General features: G+C 49.6%; 14 protein-coding genes. 4 read left to right on the forward strand and 10 right to left on the reverse strand.

The window, feature by feature from the left end; translation table 11 throughout:
• The first annotated feature begins 295 nt into the window (after nt 1-295).
• Nucleotides 296-763, forward strand: coding sequence for a hypothetical protein (locus tag KNP91_RS08550; protein WP_214849603.1), 468 nt, complete (start codon nt 296-298; stop codon nt 761-763).
• Nucleotides 764-824: 61 nt separating this feature from the next.
• Here the strand turns inward: KNP91_RS08550 and KNP91_RS08555 are convergent, their stop codons facing one another.
• Together KNP91_RS08555 and KNP91_RS08560 are read right to left on the reverse strand one after the other, a co-directional pair.
• The gene (locus KNP91_RS08555; RefSeq protein ID WP_214849605.1) at nt 825-1,424 is read right to left on the reverse strand and encodes an alpha/beta hydrolase; all 600 of its coding nucleotides are present in this window, start codon (nt 1,422-1,424) and stop codon (nt 825-827) included.
• Nucleotides 1,421-2,359 (reverse strand): ring-cleaving dioxygenase, encoded by a 939-nt coding sequence (locus tag KNP91_RS08560; RefSeq protein WP_214849608.1) that lies wholly within the window; start codon nt 2,357-2,359, stop codon nt 1,421-1,423. The genes KNP91_RS08555 and KNP91_RS08560 overlap by 4 nt, the downstream gene beginning before the upstream one ends.
• Before the next feature lie 178 nt (nt 2,360-2,537).
• Here KNP91_RS08560 and KNP91_RS08565 point away from each other — a divergent pair, with 178 nt between their 5' ends.
• From KNP91_RS08565 to KNP91_RS08575, 3 genes are all read left to right on the forward strand, one after another.
• On the forward strand, nt 2,538-3,431 hold the full coding sequence (locus tag KNP91_RS08565) for an ABC transporter ATP-binding protein (protein WP_012371353.1): 894 nt from the start codon (nt 2,538-2,540) through the stop codon (nt 3,429-3,431).
• Entirely contained in the window at nt 3,421-4,623 is a 1,203-nt protein-coding gene (locus tag KNP91_RS08570; RefSeq protein ID WP_214849610.1) for an ABC transporter permease, read from the forward strand. The genes KNP91_RS08565 and KNP91_RS08570 overlap by 11 nt, the downstream gene beginning before the upstream one ends.
• A gap of 66 nt (nt 4,624-4,689) precedes the next feature.
• The gene (locus tag KNP91_RS08575; protein WP_012371355.1) at nt 4,690-5,121 is read left to right on the forward strand and encodes a hypothetical protein; all 432 of its coding nucleotides are present in this window, start codon (nt 4,690-4,692) and stop codon (nt 5,119-5,121) included.
• Nucleotides 5,122-5,228: 107 nt separating this feature from the next.
• On the opposite strand, the gene KNP91_RS08580 is transcribed toward KNP91_RS08575, so the two are convergent.
• The 8 genes from KNP91_RS08580 to KNP91_RS08615 all read right to left on the reverse strand — a co-directional run bounded on the left by KNP91_RS08580 (nt 5,229) and on the right by KNP91_RS08615 (nt 13,631).
• Nucleotides 5,229-5,858, reverse strand: coding sequence for a helix-turn-helix domain-containing protein (locus tag KNP91_RS08580; protein WP_012371356.1), 630 nt, complete (start codon nt 5,856-5,858; stop codon nt 5,229-5,231).
• Between the two features lie 25 nt (nt 5,859-5,883).
• Nucleotides 5,884-7,818, reverse strand: coding sequence for an ABC transporter permease (locus KNP91_RS08585; protein ID WP_214849612.1), 1,935 nt, complete (start codon nt 7,816-7,818; stop codon nt 5,884-5,886).
• On the reverse strand, nt 7,784-8,548 hold the full coding sequence (locus tag KNP91_RS08590) for an ABC transporter ATP-binding protein (protein WP_214765902.1): 765 nt from the start codon (nt 8,546-8,548) through the stop codon (nt 7,784-7,786). Before KNP91_RS08590 ends, KNP91_RS08585 begins: the two co-directional genes overlap by 35 nt.
• Complete coding sequence (locus KNP91_RS08595; protein ID WP_214849614.1) at nt 8,541-9,533, reverse strand: sensor histidine kinase; 993 nt, start codon at nt 9,531-9,533, stop codon at nt 8,541-8,543. Before KNP91_RS08595 ends, KNP91_RS08590 begins: the two co-directional genes overlap by 8 nt.
• Nucleotides 9,530-10,216 (reverse strand): response regulator transcription factor, encoded by a 687-nt coding sequence (locus tag KNP91_RS08600; RefSeq protein WP_012371360.1) that lies wholly within the window; start codon nt 10,214-10,216, stop codon nt 9,530-9,532. Before KNP91_RS08600 ends, KNP91_RS08595 begins: the two co-directional genes overlap by 4 nt.
• Nucleotides 10,217-10,298: 82 nt before the next feature.
• Entirely contained in the window at nt 10,299-12,215 is a 1,917-nt protein-coding gene (locus tag KNP91_RS08605) for an FtsX-like permease family protein (protein WP_214849616.1), read from the reverse strand.
• Nucleotides 12,202-12,963 carry an ABC transporter ATP-binding protein gene (locus KNP91_RS08610; protein WP_214849618.1) on the reverse strand — a complete coding sequence of 254 codons (762 nt, stop codon included), beginning with the start codon at nt 12,961-12,963 and terminating at the stop codon, nt 12,202-12,204. The genes KNP91_RS08605 and KNP91_RS08610 overlap by 14 nt, the downstream gene beginning before the upstream one ends.
• Before the next feature lie 164 nt (nt 12,964-13,127).
• The gene (locus KNP91_RS08615) at nt 13,128-13,631 is read right to left on the reverse strand and encodes a PTS sugar transporter subunit IIA (RefSeq protein ID WP_012371363.1); all 504 of its coding nucleotides are present in this window, start codon (nt 13,629-13,631) and stop codon (nt 13,128-13,130) included.
• Nucleotides 13,632-13,664 lie beyond the last annotated feature (33 nt).

The raw sequence follows: 13,664 nt of genomic DNA on the forward strand, positions 1-13,664 counted from the left end.
ACAGGCACCGTGTCATCAGTCTTCCTGGTTTTTAACACCCATGTACGCGGCGACGCTCGATGCTGAAAATACAGCAATCGCGACGATACCGACTGCAATCCATACGACTTGATCCATCATTTCTCCCCCTTGTATGTAACCGTTCACTTTCTTTTTTTAGCGTACACGAAATTCGTCAAGAAAGAAACACATTTTCTATGTCTAACGACTAGACGTTTCGGGAAAAAGTAACTATAGTAGAAGGACAACTATAAATTGTCAGAAAATTCGATTATTTAACAAGGAGGTGATTCTGATGTCAACCCCAATCCTGAAACCCCGACTTCAGATGAAGCAACGAAGTCTAGTCAACTTTAGTTATTGGTTCGTCATCGGTCTCATTGGATGGACGATGCTCAGTTTCGTAACCGGACTTCGCGATCGATTGGCGAGCCTCCCCATCTACGAAAGCATTCCGCTTGTATTGGCTGTCCTCTTGACTACCGGCGTTTTATTAAAGGTGGCCCGGGATGAATGGTGGATCCGGTACCTCAATCGGCAAACCCAGTTTTACATCGGTCATGAAACCGTCGTGACCTGGTGCCTCATCATCGACAGCATGTGGTTGATCCGTAAACCGATGCGCCGTGAACTCCGTCATCTCTATCGACACATTACCCGAACGAAAACTTCACCAGAAGCCATCGAGACACTTGCGAACGAACTGGTCGAACGTGGTATCCTCATCGTCTATTCCCGTCCTAAGAGTGACCATCCTGCTTGAATGGAAAAAGAGCATGGAAAATCAGGACACGCTTCCTGGATTCCATGCTCTTTTTCTATGATTATTTTTGGGCAAGCCAACTTGCTGCTGCTTCAATCGTCGGCATGATGAGCTGATGACCATGGTTCGACCAGGTCACATCGACCGTAGCCCCTGCCTGTTCGAAAATCACTTTTAAATCTTCCGTCTCCGAAGCCGGACAAATCGGATCATTGGTTCCGGCTCCGATAAAGACGCGAACTTGTGACGAATCCGGTAACGTCACGCCGCGACGCGGGACCATCGGATGCAACAAGATCGCCTGTTCAAACAACCGTTCTTCGAACATCATATTTGCCGCGATATTCGCACCGTTCGAATAACCGACCGGGATGACGTCTTGAAGGGAAAAACCGGAAGTACGGCTTGTCTCTTTCACGAAATCAATCAGACGGGCTGTCCGCAAAGCGAGGTCTTCCTCATCAAAGATACCTTCCGCCAATCGTTTAAAGAACCGCGGCATCCCGTTTTCCGTCACCTCACCCCGGACCGACAGATAACCGGCCTCCGGATCGAGAAGTCGAACGAGCCCGACTAAATCCTGTTCAGTCCCGCCTGTTCCGTGTAATAAAAGAAAAATCGGTGCGCCCGGTCGTTTCGCCGGTTCAAATAAATGAATCATACAAGTCTCCCCTTTGGTAGTGTAATCGGTGCGACATGTCCTTCAATCGTCGCCCGGTGTGCTTCGAACTGTTCCGGTAATTTCAAATCTTCTCCCAGTAGCTCAAACGCTTCGTCGACCGTAAATCCTGGATTGTCAGTCGCGATTTCATGCAAAATCCGTCCCCGGTCGTGGAAGTAAATCGATGTAAAGTAATTCCGGTCCTTCACTTCCGTCGTCATCAATCCGAATGCATTGAGTTGTTTCATCCAGTCCAGTTGTTCGGCCTGGTCGTCGGCCCGCCACGCAATATGGTGGACTGTGCCGGCACCCGGACGGCCGACCGGGACGTTCGCATGCAAAATATCGATGGTATTGCCGAACTCGCCTTCCGCTGTATAGCGGTCCATTGTCTCGGAGCGTTTCGCAATCGTTAATCCGAATGCTTCCGTCAAAAGACGTGCCGTATCGGCCGGATCACGTGACAACAACGTCGCACCGGCAAATCCTTTGATCGCGACGTCCGTCGAGATCCCGTCGATTTCAAAACGGCTGTTCGGACCTTCGCTTCGTTCGACCAATTCAATCTGTAATCCGTGCGGATCTTGGAAAACAAGCTGCTTTTCGCCGAAGCGTTCTGCTTCTTCGAACGTCACCTGCTTTTCCGTCAAACGGTTTTTCCAAAAGTCATAGCTGCCTGTCGGAATGGCGTACGCCGTCGTCCCGACTTGGCCCGCTCCGACTTTCCCCTGCTGCATGCCTTCAAACGGGAAAAAAGTGATGATCGTTCCAGGTTTACCCGATTCATTGCCGAAGTAAAAGTGATAGGTTCCCGGATCATCAAAGTTGACCGTTTTCTTGACGAAACGCAGACCAAGCGTCGTACCGTAAAAATCAAGATTTTCCTGTGGATTACCGACCATTGCTGAAATGTGATGAATGCCTTTCGTTTTCATATTCGTTCGCACTCCCTTCTTTCATTTCCTTTAACACAATAATAGTAACTAATTTACTAAAAGTAAACCATTATGCTTAAACATCTCTTTTTTGGAACCTTTCTTCCATTTACCCGTAAGAATAAGAGATACTTCAACTGGACCATGCACTTTATCTGAATGAAGGAGGACTGATTCCATGCTTGAAATTAAAGCCATCACGAAACGATTCGGGTCGTTCACAGCGGTCGACGATTTATCATTCGAAGTGCCGGAAGGACAGATTTTCGGATTACTTGGAGCGAACGGAGCCGGAAAAACAACGACGTTCCGGATGTTGCTCGGTTTATTGCAACCGACAGAAGGGTCGATTACGTGGAAAGGACAACCGATTCCTTTATCAAAAATCGGTTACCTTCCTGAGGAACGTGGCTTGTATCCGAAAATCCGGGTCGATGAACAATTGATTTTTTTAGCTGAACTCCGCGACATGAAACGAAAAGATGCCAAAGCCTCTTTACTCGAATGGCTCAACTACTTCCAGATTCCGCAGTACGAAAAGATGCGGGTCGAACAATTATCAAAAGGAAATCAGCAAAAAATCCAGCTGATTTCTGCCGTCCTACATAAACCCGACTTATTAATCCTCGACGAACCGTTCAGCGGACTTGATCCCGTCAACGTCGAACAGTTGAAAAAAGCGGTCCGGAAACTGACGGCAGAAGGCACGACGATCGTCTTCTCAAGCCACCGGATGGATCATGTCGAGGAACTGTGTGAACATGTCGCCATTCTCGATCACGGGAAACCGGTTGTCGCCGGGTATCTTCCGGAGATCAAGGCAGGATACGGCAAGACACGTGTCTTATTGACGACCGATGCGCCTGCCCTGCTTTGGGATGCACTGCCGGGCATTCTTCAAGTCGAATCGGACGGAACCGGCCACAGCTTACAAGTCGAGTCAAAAGAGGCGGCCGACTTGCTGCTCCGTCATTTGATTACAGAAGGATTCCATGTCGAGCGATTCGTATGGGATCAATTATCCCTGCAAGACATCTTCATCGAGGAGGTTGGAAAACGTTATGAACCGTAAATTCCTGACATTGTATCGTTTCAGTCTGTTTCAAAAATTACGGGCGAAAAGTTTTCTGATTTCGACCGTCCTGATGGTCGTGTTCCTTGTCGGATTCAGCAACATCGAGCGGATCATCGACTGGTTCTCGGGAGACGATCCGAAAATCGCGGTCGTCAGCTCGCTTGAAGCTCCGATCGTTCCGGTTCTAAAAGAAGTCGGCATCAAAACAAAGATCACCGAAAAAGATTATTCCCTGAAGCAGGCACGACAAGTCGTCGACAAAGGGACGTATGACGCAGTCGCTTTGTTGTCCGACGATCCGTACCGGGTGACGTTAATCAGTGCCAGTCCGGAACAGGAGTTGCAGACACAACTGTCGACTGCTTTAAAACAAGTCCGTGACCAGACGATCATTACGGACGCCGACGTCGATCCGGCATTGCTTGCTTCGCTTGCTGCTCCCATCGACGTGAAACAGGAATTGACCTCAACCGGCGGTAAGAGCGAGGACGAATTATTCGCCGCGTCGGCTCTCGTCTATGTGTTGCTGTTCCTGATGTACTTTACGATTGCCATCTACGGCGGCATGATCGTGACGGAAATCGCCAATGAGAAATCATCACGTGTCATGGAGTTGTTGATTTCCGCCGCCAGTCCGATTCAACATATGCTGGCCAAGATCACATCGATCGCCACCGTCAGTCTGATTCAATTATCGTTACTCGTCGGAGTCGGTTATTACAGTGCCCAAAGCAGCAGCCTGTTTGATCAGCTGTCGCTTGATTCCCTGAGCGTCAAGACGATTGTTTACCTGTTCGTCTTTTTCCTGCTCGGTTATCTGCTGTATGCGACGCTCCTCGCCGCACTCGGTTCGCTCGTCAGCCGGGTCGAAGATGCCCAACAGGTCACCCTACCGGTCATCATGTTGATCGTCGCTGCTTTCACGGTGTCGATTTTCAGCCTGAACGCTCCGACGAACCAGGCCGTCGTCATTCTGTCATTCGTGCCGTTCTTTACCCCGATGCTGATGTTCCTACGCGTCATGCTGACGGAAGTCCCGGTCTGGCAAGTCGCGTTATCACTCATCCTGATGGTGATCAGCATCGCACTCGCCCTGTTCGTCGGAACACGATTCTACCGCGGGGGTGTCCTCTTTTACGGATCAAATCCGCTGAAGCAATTGCGCCGTATTTTAGGCGGACGCCAGTAGTAGTTTACAAGACGAACCGTTTCCGCTATCGTTAGGTGAGAAAAAGCCTTGAGGAGGAATTACGTTATGCGGTCTCGTTTTTGGGCAGCGATTTTATTCACAGCTGCCGCCATCGTCTCGTCCCTTGTCATGTTCACGAAATTTCCACAAGCAAGTGAGACATGGAAGCTGGTCCTCGCTTACGGCGGAGTGACATTCATCGTCAGTTTATTTTATTGGTCTTTCGTCGCTGTACGGATCCAGTCCTCGCGTTTATTCGGAAGCTGGATCGGCGTCTTTATCGGCGGAACGACGGTTTTACTCGTTTGTGTCGCTCGTTTCCTGATTCGGGGAGACTTCATGATGATTTTAAAATGGCAGGCCATGCTCGGCAGTCTGACTTTAAACTTCGGCTATGTCGGCTGGGTGCTTGTCATCGCAAATGCCATCATCGGTTTCTTGATTGGACGGACACGACAAAAGGGACGCCGGGCTCCACGTCCTGCGCCACAGCGTTAATCGTTAAAAAAACATCACCGGCTTTAGCGTCGGTGTACACAAAAGAGGAAAACGGACATTTGATCCGTCTTCCTCTTTTTGTTTGGCTGAACATCAATTCCGGTCGTTCATTTGCGGTGATAACGTGTTCGGTCAATCTTTCGGCTGAACTCCGTATAACAATCGGTTGTCGTCGTCTCAGTGTCTTCCGTCAGACGGTTGAGGTATTCATCGAGTTGAAGCATCGTCGGGAGTTTGTCGGCAAACAGTTCAAACGTCTCTGCCGCGTCTTCCCGTTGCAATTCCCCCGCCTCCATGACCGCCTCCACCAGCTCATGAAAAATCCGTTGTTCCGTGGCACTCATCGTCTGTTCAATCCGTTTGACGTCCTCATCATACATCAAATCAAACAGGCGCATCCGTTCTTCCAGCTGCTGTTCAATCATCGTTTCGTCTTGTCCCATTGTCTGTTCATACGCCAATCGCATTTCTTCAAGCGGCGTTTTTTCCTGCATGACGAATTTTAAGGACTCCCCGGTCCAGATATGCCGTGCCAGATAACTGGAATCGATATGCAGGGCTTCCGCCAAGGATTCGATATACGCTTTTGTCGGATACACTTCGCTGAGTTCCGTCCGGCGGATGAAATAGGGAGCGACCCCGAGATTGTCCGCCAACTGGTCGATTGAGATTCCGGCGCGTTCCCGTAAGATTCGGATGCGGTCACCGTATCCCCGGTAAGGTGAATGGTCCAGCATGTTACCCCTCCTCGCTATGCTATTATCATACCCTCGAATCCGGTATCGGATACATCGAACTTTCGCACGATTTTTTTAATAAATAACGCGGATAGCGGGCCCATAACGGCAGGATACTGATGAAATAACAGCCGGTGACGATTCCGATCCAGGTGAAGGACAACGGAAGAAACGGACCGATCTCGAGTCCCCCTTCCGATATGATGACTTGAAAGAGTAACCAGGCATGAAAAATCGAAATAAAGTACGGAACCATCAATACCGTACCGTATTTGATGAACAGGAAACGGCGAATGCTCTCTTTACTGAAACCAAGCGCAAACAGGGTCTTCAGCCGTTTTTGTTCACGCTCCGTCGTCATTTGCATCCAAACGTGCAGGAAGCTTGCATTGATGACAAACAGCCAGATTGTCAACAGGATGACGACAAACGAGACAAGACGAATGATCCGGATCCCGTCCAGTTTATCTTCCGTCTCATTGATCAATTGATAAGGAACCGATGCTTTTTTACCGAGCTCCGTTTTCGATTGGATGTCCCGGACAATCGACATCCAACTTGTCCAACGCTCTGTCCCGTAATCGGCGTACGAGGGTGTATCAAAGACACGGATCCGGGCGACCGGACGATTCATCCTCGCAAACGCCCGGTCACTGACGACGAACAATGTTTTAATCCGGTCATTGTATCCGAATAACAGACCGTGCTCCGCCATTGGTTCCAACTGATAGCCGGCTTGCTTCATTTCCGCTTTTGCTTTTTGCATCGTCGGTGTCACTTCCTTGACTTGAACCGGGCGGGCCGGAATCATAAACGTCTGTTTGTCCGTCAACAGCGTCCGTTGCTCGTAACCCAAATGCTTCATCAGCTGATTGTAGTCCGATAACGGAATCACGTACCGGCTCTTCCCACCTTTGAGCCGGACATCCTGCCGGTATTTATCCGGAAACGCTTTTGTCATCGTCCGTTCCAGAGTCTCCAGACGACCGGACGGAACAGACGATTCCTCGTAATAGACCAGTCCGAACTGATTGTCAGACGAGAGGTCAAACCCGATCATTTGAAAGATAAAGATCAGACCGACAGCCGTTAAGGCACAGGAGGTCAAAATCGTCCCCAAGGCAACCAGTGTACTGTTCGTCCGTAATTGAACCGCGATTTCCGAGACGATTAACTTGCGTAACGACAACCGGCGGGGCCGGTAGAGTTTGAGCGCGACCGGAATGACGTGGCGGCAGAAAAAGAACGAACCGACGAAGATGATGAAGGGAAAGACAAATAGAAAGTTATCCTGCCGCGTCAATGCCATGAAATAGCCGTAAAACAGGATCAGTACGGCCGTTCCCTGCATCGCAAGACCGAACCGGACACGAAGCCGGGAACGGGTCCGGACAGGCCGGTCCGGACGGAATCTATAAATCGCGAGGACCGTCGCAATCAACAGCGTCAACATCGCTCCTGCAATCAATACTAAAAAAGAAAGAACGGAAAGCTCAATCGTCAGGCGCGGTAAGAACATGACTTTTTCAATCGAAAGTAACATCAGCTTCGTCAGGACAACGCCGAGCGTGATGCCGCCCATAATCGCGAGCCCGCCGACAATCAGGATTTCAATCATAAAATATTTCAGAAAATGTGAAAATCCGCTTCCAAGCGTCCGCATGATCCGTAAGTCGTTTTTCCGGTGCTCGAGCATCGTATAGGTCGTCGAATAGATGAATAAAATACTGAAAAACAGAATGATGACTTCGGCAATGAACACAAAGATCATCGTAAATTCAATGACCTGATTCAATTGGCTCAGGACTTTGGCGATGTTCTGAAACGATTCACTGACGACGAGATTCCAGTAACTGGTCGCAATCGTCATCGCGACGATAATCGTTAACGCATAGCCATAATAAAGACGTTGATAACGTCTGATGTTACGTAGGGCGTATTGCAGATAAGTGATGTTCATCCCCTCCTAATAACGAGAGCGATTCGATGACACGCTGGAAAAAGACCCGGCGCGGTTCATCGCGGAACAGTTCCGTCTGAATGCTGCCGTCTTTCAGAAACAGGACATGATTGCAATACGAGGCGACCGTCGGATCATGGGTGACGATGACCATCGTCATACCGGCTGCATTCAATTCTGCCAACAACTCCATGACGTGTTTCGTCGCCTGAAAATCAAGTGCCCCCGTCGGTTCGTCGGCGAGCATCAGACGCGGTGCGTGAATTAAAGCCCGTCCGATGGCCGTCCGTTGCCGTTGCCCGCCCGAGACCTCGTCGACCTGTTTATCAAGCAACTCATCAATCTGTAACCGTTTTGCGAGATGCTGCATCTCTTCCCGGGCTTCCTTCGTTTTTTTACCGCTGAGCATCAAAGGAACAAGCATATTCTCAGCCACCGTCAACGAATCAAGCAGGTTGAATTCCTGAAAGATGATTCCGAGCGTCTCGCGCCGGAAGCGGGTTGTTTCTTTCCGTTTGAACGTCGCCGTATCGATGCCTTGAATCAAAATCGAGCCCCAACTCGGCTGATCCAGTGTCGCAAGCAGATTGATCAAGGTCGACTTGCCGCTGCCGGACGGTCCCATGACGGCGACCATCTCCCCTTCTTCCACACGAAAATTGATGTCGGTCAACGGCTGTTCCGTCACTTTTCCGGGATAGACTTTTCCTAACTGTTTGACTTCAATCATCTTGCTTCCCTCCTACGAGCGTCAGACGACAGGTCGTCCCGACCCCTTCCGTGCTGTCGAGTTCAATGGTATGGCCGAGCTTCAGGCAAATCTGACTGACGAAGTACAATCCCATTCCGGTTGATTCGCCGTAACGCCGGCCGTTTTCCCCGGTGAAGAAGGCGTTGAAGACACGCGGCAGATCGCGTTTCGGTATTCCGACGCCGTCATCCTCAATCGTCAGCACGATTTTCCCCGCTTGTTCGACGGCACGGATATAGACTTCATGTCCGTGACCGGCCGTGTATTTGACGGCATTCGTCAGCAACTGCAGGACCACAAAACGGAACCACTTGGAGTCGGTATAGATATACAGCTCCGTTGCAAGCTCAAGCTTCGGATACACTTTATTTTTGACGAACAGTCGTTTTTCCTGATTGATGATGCCCGTCACTAACGTCCGCAGATTCAGCCGTTCCGCCTTTAAGTCCGTCTCGATCGCTTCGAGACGCGATGAATACAACATCTGATCCAGTCCGATCCGCAGCCGGTCGACTTCATGGCGTAAGTCCGCCTGGAACTGTTCGCCCGGATGTTCCAGAATCAACTCGATGACCGACAGCGGCGTCTTCATTTGATGAATCCATTGGTCGACATACCGGTGCCGTTCCTTTTCCTTCCGTCGTTCAGCAAACAAGCTGTTCCGAAAGACGGTCTGTTGGCGTTCCAAGAAGTGCTCGACGGCTGCTGCCAGCGGTTCGTCACTGTCGGCCCGGATCGGTTCCGCAACCGACTCAATCGGTGTCTGCAATCGTTTGAGCAACGGTAACATACTGAAGAAACGGTAACTTAAATAAATCAGCAAGGCGATTGCATTTAAGAGCGCGATGTAAAAAAAGGCTGCCGGACGATACAGATCGTATAACCACAGGATAAGAAACAAGGCTACCATCTGCCCACTGAAGAACAGAACCCCCGGAATCGCATGTTTGAAGAAAAGTCTCATTTGTCGAGGACCAATTTGTAGCCGACTCCCCGAACCGTCTCAAGACCCCCGATGCCGATTTCCGCCAACCGTTTCCGGACACGGGTGATGTTGACGTTCAGGGTATTTTCATCGACGAACGCTTCATCATCCCAAATCCGTTCCAGCAAGTCACCCCGACTGACGATCCGCGGACTCACCGTCAACAACATCTCTAAAATCAGTCCTTCTTTTTTCGACAGCTCGATCGATCGGTCCTCGTGCTCGACGATATACCGGTCCAAATATAACGTCAGTCCGTCACGACTGACCGTCCGCTCGTCACTTTCCTGCGACAATGTCCCGTAAGCGCGTCGAATCTGACTTTTGATTTTCGCGATGACGACGGCTCCCTGGAACGGCTTGACGATGTAATCATCCGCGCCGTATTCGAGTGCCATGACTTGATCCATCTCCCCGACCCGGGCCGAGATGAACAGAATCGGTGCCCGCGTCTTCATTCGGAGCTGGCGGCACCAGTAAAATCCGTCAAACTTCGGTAAATTGACATCAAGCAGGATGACGTCCGGTTGCGTTTCTTCAAATCGAGCGACGACGTCTCCTAATCCATCTTCATGAATGACGTTAAAATCATACCGTTCCAACAATTCTTTTAATAACAGTGCAATCTGTTGATCGTCTTCTACCAATAAAATCGTTTCCATCTGCAGATTCAACTCCTTCTTCTCCCATGATACCGAACAAAAAATGGACTGGAAACGATTAATCGTCTCCTGTCCATTTACATTAGATGACAATCCGTCGATATGCGCGTACCGTGACGAGATAGTACACGAGATAAACGACGGTATAACAACCGATTGTAAGCGACATCGGTAACCGCAAATCATAATTTAATAACTTTTCCAGGACCTGCATCGCAAACAGGCTGTGGACAAGACCGAGCAGATACGGCAGGACGAACATGAATCCGACTGATCGCCGGATGATACCGGTCTGTTCTTGATGATCGACGCCGATTTTTTGGATGATCGTAAACCGCTGTTTCGATTCTTCCGCCTCTGCGAGCATCTTAAAGTAGATGATGGATCCCGTCGCCAGTAAAAAGACCAGTCCGAGGAATCCGGCGGCAAAGGCAAGCAGACCTGTCGTCGCTGTCGTCATGGCATAGACCGGATAATAAGCGGCCATCTCCGTCTCCGCTTTTTTGCCGTACAATTGCTCCAGTCGGTCGATCAGTCCGTCATCTGAACGTTCGTCCGAGAACTGGTAGTTTGTCAGCATCGCTGCTTTTTCCGGCATCATGGCAAAGACATCATCCGAAACGGCAAAAGCCAGCCGTTTTTTCGCATAGAGTTGAGTGATTGGTAAATTCGTCGCACCGGTAATCCGAAAGGACGAGTGATCGTCTTTAAACGTCACGCCCACCGGTGACTTGACCGATTCCTTCAGCAAATCGTTCCCTTTGAACGTCTCAAGCACGATTGCTTCACCGGCTCCCGGTTCCGGCAACTGCTTCTTCCCGTTGCTTTTGGCCAACTTCTGATAGTCGGAATAACTGATGTAGCTGAACTGTCCCGGCTCGCCGTCAAATCCGAATGTCTGATAGGACATCGTAAACGACAACGGATTTGGTAACTCCTTCAATGGATGATTCACTGTTTTGACGTTGACCATCGTCCGCGATTCAATCGTTTGGTCGGATGACCGAATTAATTTTTCGGCTGCCTGTTGCTGGCTTGCAATCGATAAACTGTACGGCATCTGTTCCTCGACTGTCCGGTCAATATAATAATAGATTGACGTCGCGGTTCCGACCGTCGTCAAGGTGACGGCCGTGATGACGGTAATCGTCGACAACATGACGGCATTTGATTTAATCCGCGACAGCAACTGTCCGTGTAAAATCAGGTTCGTACCGCGATAATGGCGACCACGTTTGCTGAGGAGACGGAGTAAAAAAATCGTGAAATAGCTCATCGTACCGAACGTTCCGACGATGATGCAGAGCATCAAGACCGGCGCAACAATCGTAAAGTGTGCGAGCAACGGTTCCCCGGTCAAATAATACCCGACACCAATCAACAGGACGGAAACAAGAGCCAGGACCGGATGGACTTTCGGAATCGTTTCGACCTGCTGTTTCGCCTTAAACAACTCGATCAGGGTAAACCGATAAATCGTCCGGGCTGACCGGAGCGCAATCACAAGGAAGATTGTCAAAAAGACGACAACCGTCTGACCGATTGCTCCGGCATTGATGGAGAAATCGGCTTCAATCGTCATTCCCATGACGTAGGCCAACAGTTGGACAAAGTATTTTGAGGCAATCGTTCCGAGTAAAACACCGATCAGTAGACCGATCAGTCCGTACCCCATCGTCTCAAGAAACAGCAACTTGGCAATCTGTTGACGTTCGAGACCGAGTAACGCATACAGACCAATTTCCTGTTTCCGGCGCCGCAGGAAAAAGTCACTCGAATACCAGATGAAAACGGCGGAAAAAAGAGCCAGGATGACGCTTGAACCGGTAAAGACCGTCCCGAGTTTCCCGTATAGTTCATTGGCTTGTAACATCGCCTCATTGGAACGGATGGCTAAAAACGTATAATAAATCAAAATCGCGAACGTAACTGCGCCGAGATACATCATGTTTTGCCGGATGTTTTTTAAATTCCGGAAAGCTAATTTAAACAAGTTCACGGACCGCACCTCCGAGTTCACGTTGGACTTCCATGATCTGTTCGAAAAACTCCTTGCGTGTCCCGAACTGGTGAATTTCCCGGAACAATTCTCCGTCTTTGACGAACAGCACCCGTTCCGCGTACGATGCGGTCACCGGATCGTGGGTCACCATTAAAATCGTTGCACCCTGTTCATTCAAGCCGACCATGGCTTCAAGCAGACCGGTCGCTGATTTCGAGTCGAGTGCTCCGGTCGGCTCATCCGCCAAGATCAGTGACGGCTGATGAACGATGGCGCGTGCAGCAGCTGTCCGTTGCTTTTGACCTCCCGACAGTTCAGACGGCCGTTTTGCGAGCAGATCCTCAATTCCAAGCTCCCGGGCGACGGATGTGACCCGGACGAGAATATCGGCTTTCGGCATGTGTTGTAACGCCAGCGGTAAGGCAATGTTTTCTTCGACCGTCATCGTGTCGAGCAGGTTAAAGTCCTGAAAAATAAATCCGAGCTGTTCCCGCCGAAACCGGGCCAACTGTTTTTCTTTCATCCCCGTCACGTCTTCTCCATTGATATGAATTGTCCCATCCGTCGGTTGGTCAATGGTCGACAACAAATTTAATAAGGTCGACTTCCCTGCGCCTGACGGTCCCATGATACTGACGAACTCTGCGTCGTGAATCGTCAGTGTCGTCGGTCGGAGCGCCTCGTGCCGTGTGTTTTTCGTATGGTAGACTTTCGTGATCTGTTCTGCGTGTAAGATGGCTTTCATGATGTGTTTCCTCCCGTATTCTTGATCTTGCTGTCAGTATACCGAGCAATCCGTCTTTCAAAGAATCGGTCAGACTTTCATTCATCTTACAAAATAGTAAGTTCGGGTAGGAGACGACAAAAAAGCCCCTTCGTCTAAGACGAGGGGACGTATTCGTTACATGATTATTTATGTGTTGCTTTGAAGAGTTCTGTTTCGCCTGCGACGACAGATGTTCCTTCAGCCGGTACTGCAGAAAGTGTAAATTGATCGTGGTTTGTCACGATGATTGGTGTGATTGTAGATGGTGCGTTTGCACGGATGAATTCGAGATCAAACTCAACGAGGACGTCACCGGCTTTAACTTTATCGCCAGACTGAACGTGTGCCGTGAAGCCTTCACCTTTAAGGTTAACTGTGTCTAATCCAACGTGGATCAACAACTCAAGACCATCTTCGCCTTTAAGACCAATTGCGTGTTTTGTAGGGAAGATTGTTTCGACCGTTGCGTTGATTGGTGAAACGACTTTACCTTCCGTCGGCTCGATTGCGATACCGTCACCCATCATTTTTTGCGAGAAAACTTGATCAGGTACGTTCTCGATGCTGACGATTTTACCTGTAAGGGCAGAAGCGATTTTTGTGTTTCCTGCGTCATTACCACCAAACAATTTTTTAAAGAATCCCATGATACTATCCCTCTACTTTCTCGATCGTTTTCT

Source organism: Exiguobacterium sp. s138 (genome assembly GCF_018618775.1).
In the GTDB taxonomy this organism is placed as follows: domain Bacteria; phylum Bacillota; class Bacilli; order Exiguobacteriales; family Exiguobacteriaceae; genus Exiguobacterium_A; species Exiguobacterium_A artemiae.

What these genes read in the sequence shown, in the direction of transcription:
- KNP91_RS08550 (WP_214849603.1), top strand. Translation starts at nt 296, where the DNA reads ATGTCAACCCCAATCCTGAAACCCCGACTTCAGATGAAGCAACGAAGT.
- KNP91_RS08555 (WP_214849605.1), bottom strand. Translation starts at nt 1,424, where the DNA reads ATGATTCATTTATTTGAACCGGCGAAACGACCGGGCGCACCGATTTTT.
- KNP91_RS08560 (WP_214849608.1), bottom strand. Translation starts at nt 2,359, where the DNA reads ATGAAAACGAAAGGCATTCATCACATTTCAGCAATGGTCGGTAATCCA.
- KNP91_RS08565 (WP_012371353.1), top strand. Translation starts at nt 2,538, where the DNA reads ATGCTTGAAATTAAAGCCATCACGAAACGATTCGGGTCGTTCACAGCG.
- KNP91_RS08570 (WP_214849610.1), top strand. Translation starts at nt 3,421, where the DNA reads ATGAACCGTAAATTCCTGACATTGTATCGTTTCAGTCTGTTTCAAAAA.
- KNP91_RS08575 (WP_012371355.1), top strand. Translation starts at nt 4,690, where the DNA reads ATGCGGTCTCGTTTTTGGGCAGCGATTTTATTCACAGCTGCCGCCATC.
- KNP91_RS08580 (WP_012371356.1), bottom strand. Translation starts at nt 5,858, where the DNA reads ATGCTGGACCATTCACCTTACCGGGGATACGGTGACCGCATCCGAATC.
- KNP91_RS08585 (WP_214849612.1), bottom strand. Translation starts at nt 7,818, where the DNA reads ATGAACATCACTTATCTGCAATACGCCCTACGTAACATCAGACGTTAT.
- KNP91_RS08590 (WP_214765902.1), bottom strand. Translation starts at nt 8,548, where the DNA reads ATGATTGAAGTCAAACAGTTAGGAAAAGTCTATCCCGGAAAAGTGACG.
- KNP91_RS08595 (WP_214849614.1), bottom strand. Translation starts at nt 9,533, where the DNA reads ATGAGACTTTTCTTCAAACATGCGATTCCGGGGGTTCTGTTCTTCAGT.
- KNP91_RS08600 (WP_012371360.1), bottom strand. Translation starts at nt 10,216, where the DNA reads ATGGAAACGATTTTATTGGTAGAAGACGATCAACAGATTGCACTGTTA.
- KNP91_RS08610 (WP_214849618.1), bottom strand. Translation starts at nt 12,963, where the DNA reads ATGAAAGCCATCTTACACGCAGAACAGATCACGAAAGTCTACCATACG.
- KNP91_RS08615 (WP_012371363.1), bottom strand. Translation starts at nt 13,631, where the DNA reads ATGGGATTCTTTAAAAAATTGTTTGGTGGTAATGACGCAGGAAACACA.